Genomic DNA, 20,273 nt, shown 5'->3' on the forward strand with positions numbered 1-20,273 from the left:
GTCGGCCCCGTCAGGGAGCGGTGTACCGAAGACAGTCACGGTTATGGCGGTGAGAGACATCTCGCACCGCCATAACCGTCTCGCTGGAGTATGCCCGGTAGGGCGTCGCCATCGGGCAAATCACAGGGCTTCCGCGACTCAGGCTTCAGTGGACTGTGGTGTCCAACGCCGGCGCGTGCTCGCCTCGGTCTTGAGTGGGCGAATGAGCTCGAGACGCGGTGGGGGCCCATCGGTGCGACCTGACGGCGGCTTCCAGCTTCCGCCCTTGAACTGGTTCGGCCACTCGGCACCGTCGCCGAAGTACTCTTGATCGGCCGCGGCATGCAGCGTCCAGTGCGGGTCGTACAAGTGAGCTCGACCGATGGCGATGAAGTCCGCACGCCCCGCCATCAGGATGGAGTTTGCGTCGTCGTATGACGAAATTGCGCCGACAGCTACGACTGCGACGGGAAAATCGGCGCCGACGTCGTTGCGGATGCGGTCCGCGAACGGTGTTTGATAGCTGCGTCCGAAGGCTGGCGTCTCGTGTTTGACGACTTGGCCCGATGACACATTGATGATGTCTACTCCGTGCTCGGCGAAGGCTTGCGCAATCTCGACGGTGTCGTCGATGGTGTTGCCGCCCTCGGCCCAGTCGGTCGCGGAGAGACGCACCGACAACGGTCGATCGGCGGGCCACACGGCGCGAATCGAGTCGAAGACCCGCAGGGGGAAACGCAGCCGATTCTTGAACGATCCGCCGTATTGGTCGTTCCGGGTGTTCGCCAGCGGGGACAGGAACGACGACAACAGGTAGCCGTGCGCGCAGTGCAGCTCGAGCACGTCGAAACCGGCACGGGCAGCGGCCTCGGCGGCGGCGACGAACTGCTGCTCGATCTGGTCGAGGTCGGCCTCGGTCACCTCGCGCGGCGTCTGACTCTTCGGCCCGTACGGCAGTGCTGACGGTGCGACCGTCTCCCAGTTGCCGGACTCCAGCGGGTCGTCGATGCCTTCCCACATCACCTTCGTCGAGCCCTTACGGCCGGAGTGGCCGATCTGGGCGCCGATCTTGGACTGCGACCGGGTGTGGACGAAGTCGACGATCTGCTTCCACGACGCCTCCTGCTCCGCGTTGTACAGACCGGTGCAGCCGGGGGTGATGCGACCTCCGGGGGAGACGCACACCATCTCGGTCATCACCAGGCCTGCTCCGCCGAGGGCCTTGCTGCCGAGGTGGACGAGGTGGAAGTCGCCGGGCACGCCGTCGACGGCGGAGTACATGTCCATGGCGGAGACGAGGATCCGGTTCGGGATCTCGATGCCCTTGATGGTGTAGGGGTAGAACATCGGCGGGCGGACGTCGCCTGCCGACGCGTTCTGGGCCTTCGCGTACCACTGGTCCACGTTGTCGGCGAATCCCGGATCACGCAGGCGCAGGTTGTCGTAGGTGATGCGACGGCTGCGGGTCAGAAGGTTGAACGCGAACTGCTCGGGTTCCTGGTCGGTGTACTGGGCGATTTCCTCGAACCACTCGAGGCTGGCCTGTGCGGCGCGCTGGACCGAGAGCACCACGGGACGGCGCTCGGTCTCGTACGCGACGAGGCTCTCGTCGAGGGAGAGGTGCTCGTGCAGGCACGCTGCCAGCGCGAGCGCGTCCTCCATGGCGAGCTTGGTCCCGGAGCCGATGGAGAAGTGTGCGGTGTGTGCGGCGTCGCCGATCAGGACGACGTTCTCATGGCGCCAGCTCTCGTTGCGGACGGTGGTGAAATTGATCCACTTTGAGTTGTTCGCCATGACCTCGTGGCCGTCAAGGATGTCGGAGAACAGCTCACGGATCAGCGCGATTGACTTCTCGTCGTTCTCGCCGGGGGCGAACTCGCGGTCGGCGAAGACGTCGAAACCTGCGTTGCGCCACACGTCTTCGTGCATCTCGACGATGAAGGTGCTGCCCTGGTTACTGAACGGGTAGCCGTGGATCTGCATGATGCCGTGCGGGGTGTGGCAGATGAAGAACTCGAAGGCCTCGAAGACCTTGTCGGTTCCCAGCCACATGAATTTGTTCTTGCGGCGGTCGAGGCTCGGTTTGAACGAATCGGCGTAGCGGGAGCGGACGGCGGAGTTGATGCCGTCCGCTGCGATGACTAGGTCGTACTCGGCGCTGAGGTCGGCGACATCCGGTGCGTTCGTGCGGAAGTGCACGGTGACGTCGAGCTCGGCGCAACGCTCCTGGAGAATGCGGAGGAGTTCCTTGCGGCTCATCGCCGCGAAGCCCTGGCCGCCGGAGGTCAGGACGTTGCCGCGATACTCGATATCGATGTCGTCCCAGCGAGCGAACTGGTCGGCCATGCGGGCGTAGATCTGGTCATCTGCATGTTCGATCCCGCCCAGCGTCTCGTCGCTGAACACCACGCCGAAGCCGAAGGTGTCATCGGGGGCGTTGCGCTCCCAGACGGTGATCTCGTGGGTGGGATCGAGTTGTTTGGCCAGTGCCGAGAAATACAAGCCTCCCGGGCCACCGCCGATGACTCCGATGCGCATCGCCATCCTCCAATCTTGTTCTATGTCGTCTATGTGACGACAATGAGTGTAGCGCTATATGCTGTGGTGCGCGACTATCCGCTCGCCGCGCACTCGACCTGCTGTACTCAGCGTGGTCCGCACATCGTCGGGCCAGGGGGCGTAACCGGTAGCGTGCGTCGCCGTGTTGGCCGCGGTGAGCGACCCCGAGGCGACGCGTATGTCGTCCTTCGTCACGGTGAAGTCGTAACGCGCCGAGCTGCGTCCGATCGATGCCACGACGAGTTCGATGGTGGCGATGTCGCCGAACGAGAGGCGCTCGGTGTAGTCGACCTCGTACCGCACCCGGAATCGTCCCGAAGAGGCCCGCCAACCCGAGGCGCTTGAGCAGGACCGCCTCGGCGGCCTCGGACCCAGCGGATGACCGTGGAATGGTGGTAGTGGCCTGCGGCGTCGTTGTCCGGCCATTCCACCCTCCGGTCGACGACGACACTCGCCGCCCGATGCGTGCCCGTCATGACGCTGAGGAGGACGGCACGGCGCGAAGCCGGAAGCGTTGGATCTTCCCGGTCTCGGTGCGGGGCAAAGCCTTGACGAACGCGATGCTGCGGGGGTACTCGTACGGAGCCGCGATCTGCTTCACGAAGTCCTGGATCTCCCTGACCTTCTCCGCGTTACCGACGACGCCGGAGTCGAGCACGATCGCTGCGTGCATAATCATCCCGCGCTCGGAATTGGGCAGGCCCACCACTGCGCTCTCGACCACATCCGGGTAGTGATTGATGGCCGACTCGACCTCGGGTGCCGCGATGTTGCAAATTTCCGTCGATCAAGGTCGACACCATCACAGCCGGCCGCCTGGCCGGACAGCGGTGGCGTGCCTGCCGGCCCCGACCTCGGTCGAGGACTTCGACTACGACGTCGCACCCGGCGTCGACCGTAGACCTGAACACGAATGGTGCAGCGCCGCTGTCTATCCCGAGACAGCGGCGAACCTTCTGCCCGATCAGCAACACGCATCTGTCGATCGGGCAGGAGGTTCGCGCGCGCCAGCTACCCACCTACTTCGCCACCGCCGACCTCGCGGCGCTGCCTCGATACGGCGATTGAGGGCAGGCGAGCGACGACGAACTCAGCTACCTACCCCTGCCCGGCGAGGCCGATTAAGTAGTCACGAATGCCGGGCACAGTAGCCAGCCGCGCCCGGCACCCGACTCTGGTGAACTGGCTGGGATCAGAATGTGAGTACGGGCTTGATGGTGTGGCCGGCCTTCGCGTCCGCAGCGGCCTCGTTGATCTTGTCGAACGGGTACGAGGTGATCATCTTGTCGAACGGGAACCGACCCTGTCGGTACAGCTCGATCAACTGAGGAATGAAGATCTCGGGAACGCTGTCACCTTCGCAGATGCCCCGGATGGAGCGCCCGAAGATGAGGTTGTTCATGTTGATCGGAGCCGTCGTTCCCATAGGGGAGGCGCCGATCGTGCCGCACACACCAGTGATGGTGAGCAGGTCGACCGCCTGGGCCAGGACCTCGGGGCGGCCGGTGGTCTCGAGCGTGTACTCGAATCCGCGCGGTGCGATGCGGGTGAGTTTTTCGTTGGCGTCCTGGCCCGCGAGAACGCCGTGGGTGGCACCCATCTCCAGTGCCATGTCCAGCCGTGACTGCGAGATATCGACGGCGACGATCGTCGTCGCACCCGCCACCTTAGCGGCCATGATCGCGCTCAAGCCGACTCCGCCGGAGCCGAAGACCGCGATGGACGAGCCAGCCTCGACGGCCAGCGAGTTCAGCACGGCACCCGCACCGGTCTGGATGCCACATCCTAGGGGGCCGAGGATGTCCAATGGCACCTCGTCGGTTACCGGAACCACGTTGCGCTCGTAGCAGATCGCGTGGTTGGCGAACGAGGACTGCCCGAAGAAGTGCGCAGCCACCTCGGTGTCACCATCGGTGATGGAGGTCGTTCCGTCGAGACGACGGCCGCTGAAGTTCCAGGCAGGGTAGTCCAGGCAGTACGACGGAAGGCCGCGCAGGCAGTTGCGGCAGTTGCCGCAGGACGCGAAACCGAGGACGACGTGATCGCCGACCTTAACCTTCGTGACCGAGTCTCCGACGGCTTCCACGACACCGGCGCCCTCGTGGCCAAAGACTGCGGGGAAGGTGACCGGCAAGAACCCCTCCTGCATGATGATGTCGGTGTGACAGATTCCGACCGCAGCGACCTTGACGAGGACCTCGTCGGCGCGAGGGGCGCGCAGCGTCACCTGTCGGACGTCGAACGGCGCGTCCTTCGCAGGAACCACTGCCGCTGTTGTGGTTGTTTCCATGTGCTGTGTCCTTCGGATTGGTCGGATCAGGACTGGGGGAGGAAGAAGGCCGGGGCCGGCTCGTCGAGCAGCGTGATCGACTTGAGATGCGAGTACATGTTTAGTGTCTCGGAGCAGAACTCGCTGCCGATGCCACTGTCCTTGACACCGCCGAACGGCGAGCCGTCGACCAAGTTGAAATACTTGTTGACCCACACCGAACCACTCTTGAGCTCACGCGCGGTCCTCATCGCATTGGCGATGTTGTTGGTGTAGACACCTGCGGCCAAACCGTAACGAACGTCGTTCGCCTCGTGGATCATCTGGTCGTGGTCGTTCCAGCGGATGACAGACAGGACCGGTCCGAAGATCTCCTCCTGGGCGATCCGCGAGCGGTTGTCGGTCGCGAAGATCGTCGGCTCGACGAACCAGCCATGCTCGTTACCCTCGATCTCGAGGCGACGGCCACCGTGCACGAGCTCGGCTTCGTTCTTGCCGATGTCGATGTAATTCATGACGCGCGTACCCTGCTCCTCGGACACTAGGCCACTGATCACGGTGTTCGGGTCGAGCGGACCGCCAACCCGGATCCGCTCGAAACCAGCGGCCAGCTTCGTCATGAACGTGTCGTAGATGTCGTCGTGGACGAACAGTCGGGTGCCGGCAAGACAGGACTGCCCGTTGCAGTAAGTCACGGCAAAAGCGGCGTTATCGACGACGGCGTCGATCTTGTCCCCGACGTCTGGGAAGACGATATTCGGGCTCTTACCACCGAGTTCAAGCGAAACTGGAACGAGACGGTTCGCGCCGGCAGCGGCGACGAGACGGCCGACCTCCGAGCTGCCGGTGAAGGCCAGCTTCTTCACACCGGGGTGCGCAGTCAGTGAAGCGCCAGCTTCCTCACCGAAACCTGGAACGATGTTGACGACACCGGGGGGGAAGATCTCGGAGATGATCTTGCCCAGCTCGAGGGTGGAGAGCGAGGCGTTCTCGTCGGGCTTGAGGACGACGGTGTTACCAGCGGCCAGTGCAGGCGCGAGCTTGAACGCTGCCATGATGGCGGGAACATTCCATGGAATGATCTGTCCGACAACACCGATGGGCTCGCGGGTCGCGATGGCGATGCCGCCCTCGATCGGACGGTTCCAGCCGGTGTGGGTGAGCGCGGCCGCGGCGAAGTACCGGTATTGGCCGATGGCGATGCGGTGGTCGATCTCGGTCTCGCCGACGCGCCGACCGATGTCCATCGCGTCGATCACGGAGAGACGCTTGATTTCGTTCTCGATCCGGTCGGCGAGCCTGAGCAGTAACGCCGATCGCTCTTCGAGGCTCGTCCGCGACCAGGTCTTGAACGCGCGCTCGGCCGCCTCGACCGCGGCGTCGATGTCCTCCTTGCCGCCCCGGCTGATGTCCGCCAGGTGCGCTCCGGTGGAGGCGTCGATGGCGGGGAAGGTCTCGGAGGTCGCGGAGACTTCCTGGCCGCCGATCAGCGGCTTGTACAGCCCGGCGAGCTTGGTCTGGGTTACGGAGGGATCCGTGATGGTCATGTGTGTGCTCCCTTTCGGATTGGCCTGCCGCGCCGGGCAGGGTCACCTACTTGAGTATGACTTAAAATTGACGGTAGTTCTAGAGACAATATATGGAATTGACAAATCAATTATCGATTCAACTACGTGGGCGAGGCCTTCCGCAGGGGCGTCTGCGAGGAGGTGGTGCGAGGACATCGCCTCGCACCACCCAATCCTGTCACTAAGCTTCAGGCGTGAGTCATCGCTCGCCGGTCGTCAGGGAGCCGTAGTCGCGGTACTTGAGTGCGGAGGCCATCTCTTCGCTGGCCAGGCGAAGATCGCCGAGCGCGATGTTCAGTTCCTTCGTCCCGATCTGGATGAAGGCGCGGATTGGGCGCATGCGTTGACGACGCATCCACACCGGGTAGTTATTGGTGGAACCGACGGCCACCATCCAGCCAGTCATCCGTGCACGCCGGTTCGCGGGCATCAGCTCGACGAGGATCGTGAAGGCGACGGGCAGCTCGGTGCCGAGGCCGAGACCTGTGATGAACCGGAAGGCCATGAAGGAGTGCTGATCCCAGGAAAGGCGGTCGCGAGGCTCGCCACACCACACCCCACAGCGCCATGCTCCGCACCAGGACCTTGCGCCTGCTGTACCGGTCGCCGAACCTACCGGCGACATGCGCGATACCCCGCGCGTATGTGTGATCCAGCCGCCGCGCCGGGCGCCATGCCTGCGAGCACGGACGAGCCGGCAGTCGTTCGCGCCATGTCCATATCGCCTTCATGAAGCGAGATCGGCAATGGAGGTGTCCGCGATTCGCCGGAGCATCCAGCGGATAACTCGCCACCAACTCGACGAGTTGCAGCAACTCGTGATCAGCTTCGGCGCGCTCTGCTGGCGGAATGGTTATACGAGGCCGTCGCGAGGATCAACTCGGGCTCGCTCAGGCTGTGATACCAGAACTACTGCACCCTGGGTACCTTGCCGGTCGGACCGACAAGCACTCGGACCTGGTCGCGGCACTAGTGATGCAGGACGAAGAGCTCTGCGCCAAGGCAATGCGCGACCGTCAGCGAGTCGTTCGAGACGGCCCTGCGCCTTGCGCAGATGTAAGCACCCGCTATCGCCGGCGTCGAACTTTTCCAGTCAATCGCATCGTCGCGGGCGAAATGGCGCGGTCGATTCTCGGCTTGCGCGGTGTGAGCGACCGCTTCAGAAAGCATTCCGCTGATCTCGTTGAACTGCCGCAGAGCGTCGGGATGGCGGAGTTTTGCATGATGAAACTTTCGTGAGTGTCGATGCCGCCCAATCCAATACACTCGCATCCGGGGAATCGGTTGACCCCAACATTTCTGACCGCCAGAGTCGAGGGGCTGCGCAGATGAGTGCCCGTACCGCATCAGTCGGCGAGCAAGCCGGAGGTAGATTCGTCAACCTGTCGACCTTCCGGGTCCACTACCACGACGTGGGGTCCGGCGCGCCGGTGGTGCTCCTCCACGGCAGCGGACCGGGGGCCACCGGCTGGAGCAATTTTCGGTCGAACATGGCCGTTATCGCGCGTACACATCGTGTGATCGCCGTCGACATGCCCGGTTGGGGTGCCAGCGACACACAGACCGACCAGACCGGGTACGACCACCTGCGTACCCTGCTCGAGCTGCTCGACGAACTCGGCATCGATCGCGCGGCGCTGGTCGGCAACTCGATGGGCGGCGCAACGGCGGTCGAAGCCGCGATCAGCGCACCCGACCGGGTGAGTCACCTCGTCACGATGGGAGTTCCGGCTCCAGGACGGAGTTACTTCTCCGCCGGCGACGGTCCGTCCGAGGGGTTGAAGATGCTGCGGGCCGCATACGCCGAACCCTCACCCGAGAACATGCGCCGACTCGTCTCGATCATGTGCTACGACCCGAGGTGGGCGACGGAGGAACTGGCGGGGATGCGATCGGAGGCCGCGCTGCGGTATCCCGAGCACCTCGAGAGCTTCTTACGACGTCCGGCACCGTCGTCGTACTTCGCGCGCACGATGGAGGAGCTTGCCTCGATCGCGGCGCCGACGCTGGTCGTACACGGCCGCGACGATCGAGTGGTGTCGGCGGAGAACGGCCTGCGTCTGGTGTCGGCGATCCCGGATTCGCGCCTGCTGCTGCTCAATCGCTGCGGGCACTGGGCACAGTTGGAGCACGCGGAAGAGTTCAACCGCACGGTAGTGCAGTTCGTGTCGGCATGACATCGCCCCCGTCGGTGGGGCTCGAGGTTGGGAATTGACGATGACATCGATGGCACTGGTTTGCCTGTCGCATAGCCCGATGCTGGAGGACGGGGTGCTGCCCGACGAGGTGACCGCCGAACTCCACGAGGAGATAGCGGCAGCCCGGGAGTTCGCCGCCGACTACGACCCGGATCTCGTCGTGTCGTTCGCTCCGGATCACTACAACGGTTTCTTCTACGATCTGATGCCGCAGTTCTGCATCGGGTATGCCGCGAGCGGTGTGGGTGACTTCGGCAGCAGCACCGACAGCTTTCCTGTCGAGGCCGACACGGCGGCCGAGCTCACCGAGCATGTGCTCGACAGTGGCGTCGAGACCGCCTTCTCCCTGAAGATGCAGGTGGATCACGCCGCTGCTCAGCCGCTGGAACTGCTGTTCGGGTCGGTGGCAGCCAAACCGGTGATCCCCGTGTTCGTCAACGCGGTGGCTCCGCCGCTAGCCCCGATCCGGCGGGTCAGGCAGTTCGGTGAGGCGGTGGGCAGTTACCTGTCGACTCTCGATCGCAAGGTACTCGTCATCGGCTCCGGTGGACTGTCCCACGATCCTCCTGTCCCGCGCATTGAGACGGCGACCGAACGTCAGCGAGCGATGTTGTTGGCCGGAAGGAACCCGACCCGGGAAGCCCGGATCGAACGCGAGACGAGAGTCCGGGCTGCCGCAGCCGCTTTTGCTCGTGGTGATGCGCCGGAGATGCACAAACTCAGTCCCGAGTGGGACAGGGAGTTCATCGGGGTGTGCGAGCGGGGCGACGTCTCAGCGTTCGACAGATACGCCACGGCGGACATCTCTCGGCAGGCGGGCGGCTCCGCACAGGAGGTCAGAACCTGGATCGCTGCGTACAGCGCACTGTCGGCGGCCGGGGCCTACCAGGTGCAGCACTCGTACTACCGGGCGATACCGGAGCTGATCGCTGGCTTCGGCCTCACGATCGCACGCTCGTCCTGATCCGTCGACGGCAGGGTCGCCTGTCGGTTTCCGGATCGCATTGACGCGGACCGGATAGCCCCCGTCGGGTCCCGGTGCGAGTATCCCTCCAGTGGTGCAGCGCCTCTCGAACAACGAACGACCTACTTTCACGCACCAACGAAGCAGGCGCCTGGACATCCGGTCGCCGGCTTCGTCATATCGGCGATTCTTCGGGCGGCCACGACGTCGCCCGCAGCACGTACACGCGCAAATCCGTTCCAGGAAATGAAGATTCACGAGAACAGGTGACCAAACTTCGTTGACGGGGAGCGGCGATCGGCGTTAGGCTCCGAGTATCGACAAGCGATAAGTCGATATCGCACAGTAATAGGACCGGATGTCACTATCGGCACGGCCCGGCTGCGCCGGGGGCGAGTCGATGTCTGTGGACCCAGGGTCTCCGGATTCAGCAGCGGTACCAAACCAGTCACGAAAGGCCGAATCCATGACAATCAGCGCTCCACACCCTAAGACCCGGGTTGTCGTCGCAGCCAGTTCCGATGTCGCCGAAGGTGGCCGCTATGTTGTAGCGCTCGACGACAATTTCCAGATCGGCCTCTTCCGGGTCCGTGGCGCGCTCTATGCCTATGAGAACAGGTGCCCACATCAGGGTGGCCCCGTCTGCCAGGGCCGACTGGTGAACGGGGTGCGCGAGCGTTTGACCGAGGATCGGCGAAGTCTCGGTCTGACATTCGACGAGGACGACCCGCACATCGTCTGCCCCTGGCACGGTTTCGAGTTCGGTGTCACCACGGGTGAGCATCCCGGAGCGCCCGGCTTCCACCTCCGATCCTTCGAGGTCACCGAAACAGAAGGAACGATCAGTGTCACCATCTGACGACGCCACGGGCCGCGGAGACATCGACGACGTGGCTGTACACCTCGAACGCGCCGTGAACGCACTGCTGTCGTCCGCCTCGGCCGACGTGGTCAGCGAGGCCACGCTGCAACGGCTGACCACTTCGGCGACCCGCCTCTACGCCCATCACTGCGCGACGGTCGGCCGGGTCGACCCCCTTCACAAGGAGGCGAGCCCAACCGAGGCAGTAGAACTCGCTTGCGGGTTGCTCCGCTCCCGCGACCTCAATCCGTTTGACCTCGCGCTCTGGTACTCGCGGTCCTGACATGAGTCGCGACAACATGATTCGAATTCTGAAAGGGCCCGTTGTGTCCCACACGACCGAAGTTCGACCGGTGCGCTCCCAGGAGATCACCACCAAGACCCACACCGCGGAAATCCTCGCGAATGCTCGCCACGACACCGAGAAGTACGGACTCGACGACATCTTCGTCGTGGATGTCGATTCGCACCATGCGGAACTCAACTCGTGGCCGGACATCATCGGCTACGTCGAGGACCCGGTGCTGCGCGACACCGCACGGCAGATGATGGCCAACCGCCCGCAGGCGGGGCAGCTCGCGCTGAGCAACTATAAGGCAGGTCTGGCGTTTCAGGACGCGGCCTCCCGCATCCCGCACCAGTCCGGACTTGCGGAGACGGTGCCCGCCTCCGAGTCCCCTCGTGATGTCGAATTGGTGAGGCGCGCGATGGACGCGATGAGCATCGACGTCCAGGTCGTCTTCCCGCAGCCGATGCTTGAGATCGGACTGCATCCGGACCCGGCCATCGCGGTCGAGCTGATGAAGGCGTACAACCGGTGGTTCGTCGAGAACATCCTTCCCGGCGACCCGCGCATCAAGACGATGCTCGGACTGCCGTTCGAGGATCCCGACGCGTGCATCGAGACGATTCGCGCGTACGCCGACCACCCCGGTGTCATCGGCTTCCTGGTGACGAGCCAGCGGCACGCCGGCGTGCACCGCAACGAGTACATGCGGGTGTACGCGGAGCTGGAGGCGCGCGGAATGCCGCTCGGATTCCATGCCGGTCCGTCGTGGGAGGATTCGATGACCTCCACGATGAACCGTTTCCTGTCGGTGCACGCGATGTCCTTCGTCACGTGCAACATGACTCATCTGACCAACTGGATCATTAACGGCATTCCCGAACGGTTCCCCAACCTGCGCACCATTTGGATCGAGAGCGGCTTGGCATGGATTCCGTTCATGATGCAGCGCCTCGACCACGAGTACCTGATGCGGCAGTCCGAGGCGCCCTTGCTGAAGCGACTCCCCAGTGAGTACATGCGCGAGATGTACTACACGTCCCAGCCCATGGAGATCACCGACCTGGCGTTGCTCGAGTCCACGCTTCGGGCGATGGATGCCGAGAACACGCTGCTGTACTCCTCGGACTGGCCGCACTGGGACTTCGATCTGCCCGGCAGGATCATGAGCATTCCGTTCCTCGACGACGCAGCGAAGCGGAACATCCTGGGGGGCAACGCCCGCAAGCTGTTTGGGCTCTGACGAGTCCGGAACTCTCGGCCGAATGTCGGAACACAGCGTCCACCGGAGGGGCGAATGGCATCCACACGCGACACCACTGTGTCTGTGCACACCACCGAACTCTCGGAGTCGGTTGCGGGTCAGACGAACTCGGTAAACCGAGCGATGGCGCTGCTGCACTCGTTCAGACCGGACGCCCGCGAACTGACCCTCACTCAGTTGGCGGAGCGAACAGGGCTGTCGAAGGCGACCGCACTGCGGCTGCTTAAGACCATGCGGAGCGGCGGACTGATCGGTCGCGAGGGCCGCGTCTACCGGCTCGGCGACGGTCTGGTGTCGCTCGGATTGATCGCCGCGCGCAGCCGCATCGCCTCACCCTGCGACGATCTCAGGGAGGCTGCGATGCCCTTCCTCCAGGACCTGTACCTGCGGCATCCCGAGATGACGGTGCACCTGGCGGCGATGGACGGCACCGACGTCGTGTACGTCGAGAAGCTCTACGGGCACAGCCGCGTGAACAGTCCCGCGCGCATCGGTGCTCGCATCCCGGCGACGAACACGGCTGTGGGGAAGGCGATGCTGTCCCAGGGGGAGTTCGGGGTCGTCGAGGACGCCATCCGCAACCTGAGGCCGATGACGCAGTACTCGCTGTGCACGGCTGGCGACGTCATCGACAGTCTCCGCCGGATCCGGGAGGACGGCGGCCTTGCGTTCGACTTCCAGGAGGCACAGGAAGGTTTGGTCTGCGCCGCGGTACCCGTTCTGCATCGCGGCGTGTGTGTCGCCGCGGTGTCCGTCGCGGGTTCCGCGAGTGGATTCGACCCTCTCCGCATTCACATCCGAGTCCGGAGGGCCGCAGTGAACATCGGCCGTTCGCTCGACGCGCTGTCGACCCACGCCGGACGTACCGGCGGAGTGGACGACGCTTCTGCGCATCCAGGAATGGGAGTGGGTTCGGTTGTGTCCCTTGATCATTCCGGGAACGAATTCGCCGTTAGGTTTCAGTAGTTGAAACCGCGATGCACCGAGAGCAGACGACCATTGACGACCGCTTTCCGTCTCGTTAGCGTATCGGCCACCCGCATTTTCCGTGTGTACACCCATCCGAGCGTTCAGTCCGCCAGCCTCAGCGTCCGGGGCGAATTGGACGAACCACATGTTCGTCGCCGCGGCCCGTGGCCGAGTACGTCGTTCCCCAACCGAGCCGACCGCGCTCGCCAACGACGCCGCAGACCGCAGAGATTCGGAACGACCAGGAAACAGGAGACAAGATGACGATCGACTTCGCCGCGATGGTTGATATAGATGAGGGACTCATCGACCGGCGGATCTTCGCCGACTCGGACGTGTTCGACGCAGAGATGGAGCGAATCTTCCGGAAGAGCTGGCTGCTACTCGGACACGAGAGCGAGATTTCCGAACCCAACGACTTCATCACCACGTGGATGGGGGCCGATCCGGTGATCGTCACCCGAACCGCGGACGGCGCGATCCACGCGATGCTGAACATGTGCAGGCATCGGGGCGGCGCGGTCTGCCGCACGGATCGTGGTACGGCGCAGGCCTTTACCTGCCCCTACCACGCGTGGACCTACAAGAACGATGGATCGCTCGCGCGAGTGCCTGCGCTGGATGTCGGCTACCACGACCGCCTCGATCTCACGCAGTGGGGCCTCGTCTCGGTGGCGCGGATCGACACTTACAAGGGCCTTATCTTCGCGACTTGGAACGAGGACTCGGAACCGCTCGATGAGTTCCTCGGCGACATGCGGTGGTACCTCGACTGCATTCTCGACCGCGTCGACGGCGGGACCGAACTGGTGGTGGGCAGTCGCCGCTGGGTGATCCCGTGCAACTGGAAGCACGCCGCGGAGAACTTCGTCGGCGATGCCTATCACGGCGCTCCGACACACGGGTCGGTCATGGGACTCGACGGTTTCGGATTCCATCCGGAACTCGACAACTCCGAGGGATACCAGGTCTCTCCGGCGGACGGGCACGGTGTCGGCATCTGGTTCGCACCCGACCACCAGGCGGTGCCCGGCTACGGGCAGCTGCCAGGAGTGGACGATTACCTCCGGGAGCGTTCCGACGAGATCCGGTCCCGGCTGGGAGAGATGCGGGCCGATCGGGTGTGTCCGGTCCACGGTCACGTGTTTCCGAACTTCTCGATCGAGTTCAACTTCAGCTCGCTGCACATCTGGCACCCACGCGGCCCCGGCCTGACCGAGGTACGGGATCTGACGCTGGTCGACCGGAACGCTCCGCCGGAGGTCAAGGATCTCGTGCGCGACCACTGCATGCGCAGGCAGGGTCCCGCAGGCACGTGGGAGCAGGACGACATGGACAACTGGACCGAGGTGACGCGGTCGTCGACACAGCCCACGGCGCGCCGGGTCCTCGCGAACTACCAGATGGGCAACGGCTTCGAGCACCGCGACGACCGGTTCCCCGGGGTCGTGGACCACAAGCACAGTGACTTGAACCAGCGGGCCTTCTACCGGAGGTGGAGAGACCTCATGACAGCGCCCGACGCGACGGGTGAGCCTGTTCGCGACGCGCAGCAGTCGCACACCGCTTCCGGGAACGGTGCACACGGAGTCGAGCGGCTCGTGCCGGGAGGAGACGATCTCGTGGAGGCCGAGCGATGAACCCGAGTCTTCTCACCCGCCTTGAGATCGAGCAGTTCCTGTTCCAAGAAGCAGATCTGCTCGACGAACAGAACTACAAGCAGTGGCTCGACCTCCTCGCCGACGACCTGCAGTACTGGGTGCCCGTCGTCGAAACGTACGCCGTGCGATCGCGGACCTCAAACCGTGTCGGAGGAGAGCAAGAGTCGGCATACTTCAACGACTCCAAGACAACCCTGTCGCAGCGGATCAAGCGCCTCGACGCGGTCAACGCGTGGGCCGAGTCCCCGCCGTCCCGCACCTGCCGCATCATCAGCAACGTCCTGGTCGACGCGGCGGGCCCCGACGCGTTCGAGGTGAAGTCGAATTTCCACCTCTACCGGACCCGCATGCAATCGGACGAGGACCACTACTACGGCAGGCGCTTCGACGTCGTGCGTCGTGCCGCAGGCGGATTCGTCATCGCGAGAAGGAAAGTGGTGCTGACTCAGGCGGTGCTCACCTCTCGCAACATCTCCACGTTCTTCTGACAGCCAACAGGAAGCTCGAACTCACAGCACACCAACTCAAGGAGTTGCCTTGTCCTCGTCGAGAACGCTGGCCCCCGGCCTGCGAACAATTATTGCCACCGCCTTCGCCATCACCCTCCTGGACGGTTTCGACCTACTCATGTTCGGGGCCGTGCTTCCGGTGCTGCTCGAGAGCGGTGAGTGGGGTATGACCACTGTGGAGGCCGGCTTCATCGGCAGTCTGTCCCTGATCGGAATGATGTTCGGCGCGTTGCTCGCCGGATACGTCACGGACATCGTCGGCCGCCGTCCCGTGATCCTCAGCTGCGTGGTCGCCTTCAGCATCTTCACCGGGTTGTGTGCGTTCGCACCGAACATGGAGGTCTTCGCCGTTCTCCGTCTGCTCGCCGGGCTCGGTTTCGGCGGCGCGCTCCCGACCGTTATGGCGCTGACCATGGAGTACGTCCGGCAGGATCGGCGCCAGTTCTACAACGGCATCGTGTCGGCGGGTCTCGGCATCGGTGGAGCATTGATCGCATTGGTGTCGATTCCTGTTCTCCCGGCATTCGGTTGGCGGCCCCTGTTCGGCTTCGCCGGGCTGTTCGGTGTCGTCCTGCTCGCGGTTGCCTGGCGGTTCATCCCCGAATCCATGTCGTTCCTGAGGTCCCGAGGGCGTAATGACGAGGTCGACCGGCTCGCCGCCCAGTACGACGTCGTCGCACACTCGGAATCTGCGATCGCGCTGGCGGCAGCCGATCAGGACCCCGGCGGCCGTACCAGGGGCTCGTCCCTGAAGGAGCTGCTGTCACCCGGCTACCGAATGGCCACCATCCTCTTCCCGCTGATCGCCTTCTGCGGACTCCTCACCTCCTACGGACTCCAGACCTGGGCTCCGCAGATCCTGCGGAACTCCGGATATAACCTAGGCTCCTCGTTGAGCTTCCTCGTGGCGATGAATCTGGGTGGCGCCGTCGGTATGCTCGCCCTCAACTACACGGCGGATCGACTGGGCCCGCGCCGGGTCATCGCCGTCGGGTTCACGCTGCTGGCGGTCTCCGTCGCGATCCTCGCCGTGCGGCCTCCCCAGGCGGTGGTCTTCTCCCTGATGATCCTCGTCGGTTTCTGCATCGCGACGGTGTCGGTCGTGTTCAGCTTCACCGGCGTCTACTACCCGCCGGCCATCCGGGGAACGGGCCTGGGCATCTGCATGGGGCTCGGACGCCTAGGCGGCATCCTGGGGCCGATCCTCGTCGGGATGATCGTGGCGTCCTCGATGGGGTCCACCGGAGTCTTCGTGCTGTTCGGCGTGTTCGGCGTCATTGGTGCCGTAATCGTCGCCATCGTTCCCCGATCGCCGGTCACCACCCAGGCGTCGGCTGTCGCCACGAGCGGTCAGAAGCCGCAACTCGCCACGGAAAACACGTAGCGGCCCTCCTCGGTGAAAGGTACCCAAATGGCTCGTCCGCTGTATCGAGACTTCACGACCGTCGCTGAACTTGACACGGAATACGCGATCCACCAATCCGTTCCGATCGAGGAGTATCGGGAGGAGTACACCCTGCGAAGCGCCGAGACACGGCAGAAGTCGGGCTGGCGCGGCGGGCTGAGGTACGGGCCGACCTCCGCCGAGAAGTTCGACTTCTTCCCGGCGTACGGCATCAGGCGACCCGTCGTGGTGTTCCTCCACGGTGGGTACTGGTACACCGGGGCACGGGAGGAGTGGAGCTTCGTCGCCGATCATCTCGTCACCCAAGGGGTGAGCGTCGTCGTGTCCGACTACGCCCTGTGCCCGAATGTGACGATGGGGGAAATCGTCAGACAGCATCGCGCACTGGTCACCCATCTACTGCGCAACGCTGACGCTCTGGACATCGATCCCACCCGGGTCGTGCTGGTGGGTCACTCCGCAGGGGCACACGGTGTCATGGAGGTGCTCGCCACCACCTGGTCGGACTATGAGCTACCCGACACGGTGGTGTGCGGCGCCGTCGGCATCAGCGGTGTCTACGACCTTCGGCCGCTGCCGTACACATTCGTGGCGCCCCACCTCCAACTGGGCGCGAGCGAGGCGCTGGCGCTGAGCCCGGTTCTGTCACCGCCGGAGGCGGATGCGCGCGTTCTCATCGTTCACGGCACCCGGGAGAGTGCCGAGTTCCAGAGGCAGAGCATAGATTTCGCCGATGCCTGCCGCTCAGCAGGCACGAAGGTCGAGGAGCTCGTGCTGGAGCGAAATCACTACGACATCGTCAAGGAACTGTCCGATCCGGGGGGATTGATTGGGGAGTGGATTCTGCAACTCGTCGACTGACGAGACTGCGCAGACCATCACGTGTGGCGGGCCGTCGGCCCGGAATTCGAATTCGAGGAGTGCTGTGATCGAGCGTCGAGAAATACTCGTCGGCGGAAGATGGATACCGTCGTCGGGCAGCGGTGTGATCGAAGTGGAGAACCCCTTCACGGAGGAGGTCTTCGGCGCGGTGGCACGCGGGAATGCACAGGACGTGGGGGTCGCTGCAGCGGCCGCATCGAGAGCGTTCGGCAGCTGGTGGAACTCCTCCCTCGAGGATCGGGCCGACGTGCTGCGCCGCTTGGCCGACGCGCTGGAGAGTCGAGCAGACGAGATCACCAGGGCCATCGTCACCGAGATCGGGCAGCCGATGTCGATTGCATTGGGACATCAGACGCTGTCCGCAGTAGGGCACCTGCGGGACACAGCGGATGCGCTGAAGGAGGTCGATTGGGACACCCACGTGGGCGATACCCTCGTCCACCGGGCGCCTGTCGGTGTCGTCGGCGCGATCACCCCGTGGAACGTCCCCCTGCTCATGATCGCGATGAAGGTCGGCGCTGCGATCGCAGCCGGCTGCACCGTCGTGCTCAAGGGTACCGAGGTGGCACCGTTGAGCTCCTACTTCTTCGCGGAGGCAACGCTTGAGGTCGGTCTCCCGCCGGGGGTGTTCAACCTCGTCTCCGGCACCGGTATCGAGGTCGGTGAGGCGATCGCCACCCACCCCCTCGTCGACATGGTCTCGCTGACCGGATCCGTGCGTGCCGGGAGTCGCGTGATGGAATTGGCGTCCGCGTCCGTGAAACGGGTGGCGCTGGAGCTCGGGGGCAAGTCGGCCAACGTAATCCTGGAGGACGGCGACCTTGAGCGTGGCGTCACGACCGGGATCGAGGACGCACTCCGCAACAGCGGGCAGTACTGCGCAGGCCTGACTCGGGTCCTGGTTCCGCGGAACCGCCTCGCCGAGGCCGAACAGATCGCGGCAGCCAAGGTGTCGACCTACGTTCTCGGTGATCCCTTCGACGACCGCACCACACTCGGTCCGGTCGTGACCCGGAGCCAACGCGATCACATCCGGGGACTCATTCGGTCCGGCATCGATCAGGGTGCGCGACTGATCGCGGGGGGCCCCGACCAGCCGGCAGGCCTGGACCGCGGATACTTCGTCGAGCCGACGGTGTTCGTCGGCAGCCCGCACCATCGGATCGCGCGGGAAGAGGTGTTCGGCCCCGTCGTCACCATCGTGCCCTTCGAGGACGAAGACGACGCGGTCGCCATCGCGAACGACTCCGACTACGGCCTGGCGGGCGCCGTGTGGTCTGCCGACCCCGCCTATGCCCGCGAGACCGCACTGCGACTGAGGACCGGACGCATTCGGATCAACGGCTCCCCGGTGAATCTTCGTGCCCCGCACGGTGGTTTCAAGCTCTCGGGGACAGGGCGCGAGAACGGGCGGTTCGGGATCGAGGAATTTCTCGAGTACCAGGCGATCGGCTGAAGAAAACGAGTGGGTGGCGGCGCGTCGGCGCGAACGAACGTCGTGCCCGAGGCAGCACAACACCAGCATGACCCGTGTACGGCACATCATCGACCAGTGGAGGAGAACTGTGCTTACCCGAGTACAGAATGAACGGCTTGTTCGAACCGGCAGGAACACCGAGATGGGCACACTCCTGCGTCGGTACTGGATTCCGGCGCTGCTCGCGCAGGAGATCGCCGAACCGGACTGCCCTCCGGTGCGACTGACACTCATGGGCGAGAAGCTGATCGCTTTCCGCGACACCACCGGCAGGGTCGGAATCCTGGACGAGTTCTGCAGCCATCGCACGGCATCGTTGTTCTTCGGCCGGAACGAGGAGTGCGGTCTCCGCTGCGCGTATCACGGATGGAAGTACGACGTCGAAGGAAACTGCGTCGATATGCCGTCGGAGCCGCCGGAGAGCCGGTTCCGGGAGAAGGTCAAGCAGACCGCGTATCCGTGCGTCGAACGCGGAGGCGTGATCTGGACCTACATGGGTCCCGCCGACAAGATGCCAGATCCGCCCGAGCTCGAATGGGCAACCCTGCCGCCATCGCAGGTGTTCGTTTCCAAGCGAGTTCAGGAGAGCAACTACATGCAGGCGATGGAGGGAGGAATCGACTCCAGCCACGTCTCGTTCGCTCATCGGTACGGCCTTGAGGACGATCCCATGCACTCCGGCACCGGAGGGCTCGAGTACCTAAAGGCGGACACTCGGCCGAAATTCGAAGTGATCGAGTCGGAGGGCGGTCTGTTGATCGGCGCGCGCCGAACCGTCGACGACGAGCACTACTACTGGCGTATCACGCAGTGGATCATGCCGTGGTACACGATCATCCCACCGTTCGGCACGCACAACCCCCTCGGCGCACACGCCTGGGTTCCCATCGACGACGAGACGTGCTGGGCCTGGAGCATCAACTACCACCCCGTCCGTGATCTCGAGCCCGACGAACTCGACTCGATGAGAAGAGGGGAGGGTTTCCACTGCGAGTACATTCCCGGCACCTACCGGACCCGTGCGAACAAGGACAACGACTACCTCATCGATCGACGCGCCCAGCGCGAGAAGCGCAGTTTCAGTGGTGTCGCCGGTGTTGCCGCGCAGGACTTCTCACTCCAGGAGAGTATGGGTCCGATCGCCGATCGGACCAAGGAGAGGCTGGGTACCAGCGACGCCGCGATCATCTTCGCTCGTCGACGCCTGCTCGCCACCGCCGAGACCCTGTCGGAGGACTCCGATTCGCTTCCTGGCAACCACGCTCGACACCATCGGGTCCGCTCTGCGTCAGTGCTGCTGCCCAAGGAGGTGCCGTTCGATACCGGGGCCGAGGACGCGCTGGTCGTCCGGCCCGGTGAGACGTTCGTTTCCATCTGACCGGCTCGCAGCGTTCCGTCCCACTCACCCGTCCTACCTGCCG

Annotated in this window: 18 protein-coding genes; 12 read left to right on the forward strand and 6 right to left on the reverse strand. The window is 64.2% G+C overall.

All coding sequences use genetic code 11. The features are described 5' to 3' along the window. Positions 1 to 138: 138 nt before the first annotated feature. The 6 genes from ACWF6P_RS22650 to ACWF6P_RS22675 all read right to left on the reverse strand — a co-directional run bounded on the left by ACWF6P_RS22650 (position 139) and on the right by ACWF6P_RS22675 (position 6,880). Positions 139 to 2,517, reverse strand: a complete 2,379-nt coding sequence (locus tag ACWF6P_RS22650) for a bifunctional salicylyl-CoA 5-hydroxylase/oxidoreductase (RefSeq protein WP_452622563.1) — start codon at positions 2,515 to 2,517, stop codon at positions 139 to 141. Positions 2,518 to 2,571: 54 nt separating this feature from the next. Next, positions 2,572 to 2,841 (reverse strand): hypothetical protein, encoded by a 270-nt coding sequence (locus ACWF6P_RS22655; protein WP_452622564.1) that lies wholly within the window; start codon positions 2,839 to 2,841, stop codon positions 2,572 to 2,574. A 169-nt stretch (positions 2,842 to 3,010) separates the two neighbouring features. Continuing rightward, positions 3,011 to 3,316 (reverse strand): AMP-binding enzyme, encoded by a 306-nt coding sequence (locus ACWF6P_RS22660; protein WP_452622625.1) that lies wholly within the window; start codon positions 3,314 to 3,316, stop codon positions 3,011 to 3,013. A 414-nt stretch (positions 3,317 to 3,730) separates the two neighbouring features. Continuing rightward, positions 3,731 to 4,828 carry an NAD(P)-dependent alcohol dehydrogenase gene (locus ACWF6P_RS22665; RefSeq protein WP_452622565.1) on the reverse strand — a complete coding sequence of 366 codons (1,098 nt, stop codon included), beginning with the start codon at positions 4,826 to 4,828 and terminating at the stop codon, positions 3,731 to 3,733. A 26-nt stretch (positions 4,829 to 4,854) separates the two neighbouring features. Further along, complete coding sequence (locus ACWF6P_RS22670; protein ID WP_452622566.1) at positions 4,855 to 6,354, reverse strand: aldehyde dehydrogenase family protein; 1,500 nt, start codon at positions 6,352 to 6,354, stop codon at positions 4,855 to 4,857. Between the two features lie 220 nt (positions 6,355 to 6,574). After that, positions 6,575 to 6,880: a hypothetical protein gene (locus ACWF6P_RS22675; protein WP_452622567.1), complete on the reverse strand. Its 306-nt coding sequence runs from the start codon at positions 6,878 to 6,880 to the stop codon at positions 6,575 to 6,577. A gap of 823 nt (positions 6,881 to 7,703) precedes the next feature. Between ACWF6P_RS22675 and ACWF6P_RS22680 the strand changes: the two genes are divergently transcribed. The 12 genes from ACWF6P_RS22680 to ACWF6P_RS22735 all read left to right on the forward strand — a co-directional run bounded on the left by ACWF6P_RS22680 (position 7,704) and on the right by ACWF6P_RS22735 (position 20,230). Then, positions 7,704 to 8,552 (forward strand): alpha/beta fold hydrolase, encoded by an 849-nt coding sequence (locus ACWF6P_RS22680; RefSeq protein WP_452622568.1) that lies wholly within the window; start codon positions 7,704 to 7,706, stop codon positions 8,550 to 8,552. Positions 8,553 to 8,601: 49 nt separating this feature from the next. Beyond that, a complete protein-coding gene (locus ACWF6P_RS22685) occupies positions 8,602 to 9,537 on the forward strand; it encodes a 3-carboxyethylcatechol 2,3-dioxygenase (RefSeq protein ID WP_452622626.1) in 936 nt (311 codons plus the stop codon). A 466-nt stretch (positions 9,538 to 10,003) separates the two neighbouring features. Continuing rightward, positions 10,004 to 10,396: a Rieske (2Fe-2S) protein gene (locus ACWF6P_RS22690; RefSeq protein WP_452622569.1), complete on the forward strand. Its 393-nt coding sequence runs from the start codon at positions 10,004 to 10,006 to the stop codon at positions 10,394 to 10,396. Beyond that, complete coding sequence (locus tag ACWF6P_RS22695; RefSeq protein ID WP_452622570.1) at positions 10,383 to 10,682, forward strand: hypothetical protein; 300 nt, start codon at positions 10,383 to 10,385, stop codon at positions 10,680 to 10,682. The genes ACWF6P_RS22690 and ACWF6P_RS22695 overlap by 14 nt, the downstream gene beginning before the upstream one ends. A 43-nt stretch (positions 10,683 to 10,725) precedes the next feature. Then, positions 10,726 to 11,928, forward strand: coding sequence for an amidohydrolase family protein (locus ACWF6P_RS22700; RefSeq protein ID WP_452622571.1), 1,203 nt, complete (start codon positions 10,726 to 10,728; stop codon positions 11,926 to 11,928). Between the two features lie 54 nt (positions 11,929 to 11,982). Then, positions 11,983 to 12,915 (forward strand): IclR family transcriptional regulator, encoded by a 933-nt coding sequence (locus ACWF6P_RS22705; protein WP_452622572.1) that lies wholly within the window; start codon positions 11,983 to 11,985, stop codon positions 12,913 to 12,915. Between the two features lie 263 nt (positions 12,916 to 13,178). Then, positions 13,179 to 14,558: an aromatic ring-hydroxylating oxygenase subunit alpha gene (locus ACWF6P_RS22710; protein WP_452622573.1), complete on the forward strand. Its 1,380-nt coding sequence runs from the start codon at positions 13,179 to 13,181 to the stop codon at positions 14,556 to 14,558. Next, positions 14,555 to 15,067: an aromatic-ring-hydroxylating dioxygenase subunit beta gene (locus ACWF6P_RS22715; RefSeq protein WP_452622574.1), complete on the forward strand. Its 513-nt coding sequence runs from the start codon at positions 14,555 to 14,557 to the stop codon at positions 15,065 to 15,067. The genes ACWF6P_RS22710 and ACWF6P_RS22715 overlap by 4 nt, the downstream gene beginning before the upstream one ends. Positions 15,068 to 15,116: 49 nt before the next feature. Beyond that, positions 15,117 to 16,472, forward strand: coding sequence for an MFS transporter (locus ACWF6P_RS22720; RefSeq protein WP_452622575.1), 1,356 nt, complete (start codon positions 15,117 to 15,119; stop codon positions 16,470 to 16,472). Positions 16,473 to 16,499: 27 nt separating this feature from the next. Beyond that, the gene (locus ACWF6P_RS22725; protein WP_452622576.1) at positions 16,500 to 17,354 is read left to right on the forward strand and encodes an alpha/beta hydrolase; all 855 of its coding nucleotides are present in this window, start codon (positions 16,500 to 16,502) and stop codon (positions 17,352 to 17,354) included. A 64-nt stretch (positions 17,355 to 17,418) separates the two neighbouring features. Further along, a complete protein-coding gene (locus tag ACWF6P_RS22730; protein ID WP_452622577.1) occupies positions 17,419 to 18,831 on the forward strand; it encodes an aldehyde dehydrogenase family protein in 1,413 nt (470 codons plus the stop codon). Positions 18,832 to 18,994: 163 nt separating this feature from the next. Next, the gene (locus ACWF6P_RS22735) at positions 18,995 to 20,230 is read left to right on the forward strand and encodes a Rieske 2Fe-2S domain-containing protein (RefSeq protein ID WP_452622578.1); all 1,236 of its coding nucleotides are present in this window, start codon (positions 18,995 to 18,997) and stop codon (positions 20,228 to 20,230) included. The last annotated feature ends 43 nt before the right edge of the window (positions 20,231 to 20,273 follow it).

The organism is Rhodococcus sp. NPDC055024 (assembly GCF_053608585.1).

What these genes read in the sequence shown, in the direction of transcription:
- ACWF6P_RS22650 (WP_452622563.1), bottom strand. Translation starts at nt 2,517, where the DNA reads ATGCGCATCGGAGTCATCGGCGGTGGCCCGGGAGGCTTGTATTTCTCG.
- ACWF6P_RS22665 (WP_452622565.1), bottom strand. Translation starts at nt 4,828, where the DNA reads ATGGAAACAACCACAACAGCGGCAGTGGTTCCTGCGAAGGACGCGCCG.
- ACWF6P_RS22670 (WP_452622566.1), bottom strand. Translation starts at nt 6,354, where the DNA reads ATGACCATCACGGATCCCTCCGTAACCCAGACCAAGCTCGCCGGGCTG.
- ACWF6P_RS22675 (WP_452622567.1), bottom strand. Translation starts at nt 6,880, where the DNA reads ATGGCCTTCCGGTTCATCACAGGTCTCGGCCTCGGCACCGAGCTGCCC.
- ACWF6P_RS22680 (WP_452622568.1), top strand. Translation starts at nt 7,704, where the DNA reads ATGAGTGCCCGTACCGCATCAGTCGGCGAGCAAGCCGGAGGTAGATTC.
- ACWF6P_RS22685 (WP_452622626.1), top strand. Translation starts at nt 8,602, where the DNA reads ATGGCACTGGTTTGCCTGTCGCATAGCCCGATGCTGGAGGACGGGGTG.
- ACWF6P_RS22690 (WP_452622569.1), top strand. Translation starts at nt 10,004, where the DNA reads ATGACAATCAGCGCTCCACACCCTAAGACCCGGGTTGTCGTCGCAGCC.
- ACWF6P_RS22705 (WP_452622572.1), top strand. Translation starts at nt 11,983, where the DNA reads ATGGCATCCACACGCGACACCACTGTGTCTGTGCACACCACCGAACTC.
- ACWF6P_RS22710 (WP_452622573.1), top strand. Translation starts at nt 13,179, where the DNA reads ATGACGATCGACTTCGCCGCGATGGTTGATATAGATGAGGGACTCATC.
- ACWF6P_RS22715 (WP_452622574.1), top strand. Translation starts at nt 14,555, where the DNA reads ATGAACCCGAGTCTTCTCACCCGCCTTGAGATCGAGCAGTTCCTGTTC.
- ACWF6P_RS22725 (WP_452622576.1), top strand. Translation starts at nt 16,500, where the DNA reads ATGGCTCGTCCGCTGTATCGAGACTTCACGACCGTCGCTGAACTTGAC.
- ACWF6P_RS22735 (WP_452622578.1), top strand. Translation starts at nt 18,995, where the DNA reads ATGGGCACACTCCTGCGTCGGTACTGGATTCCGGCGCTGCTCGCGCAG.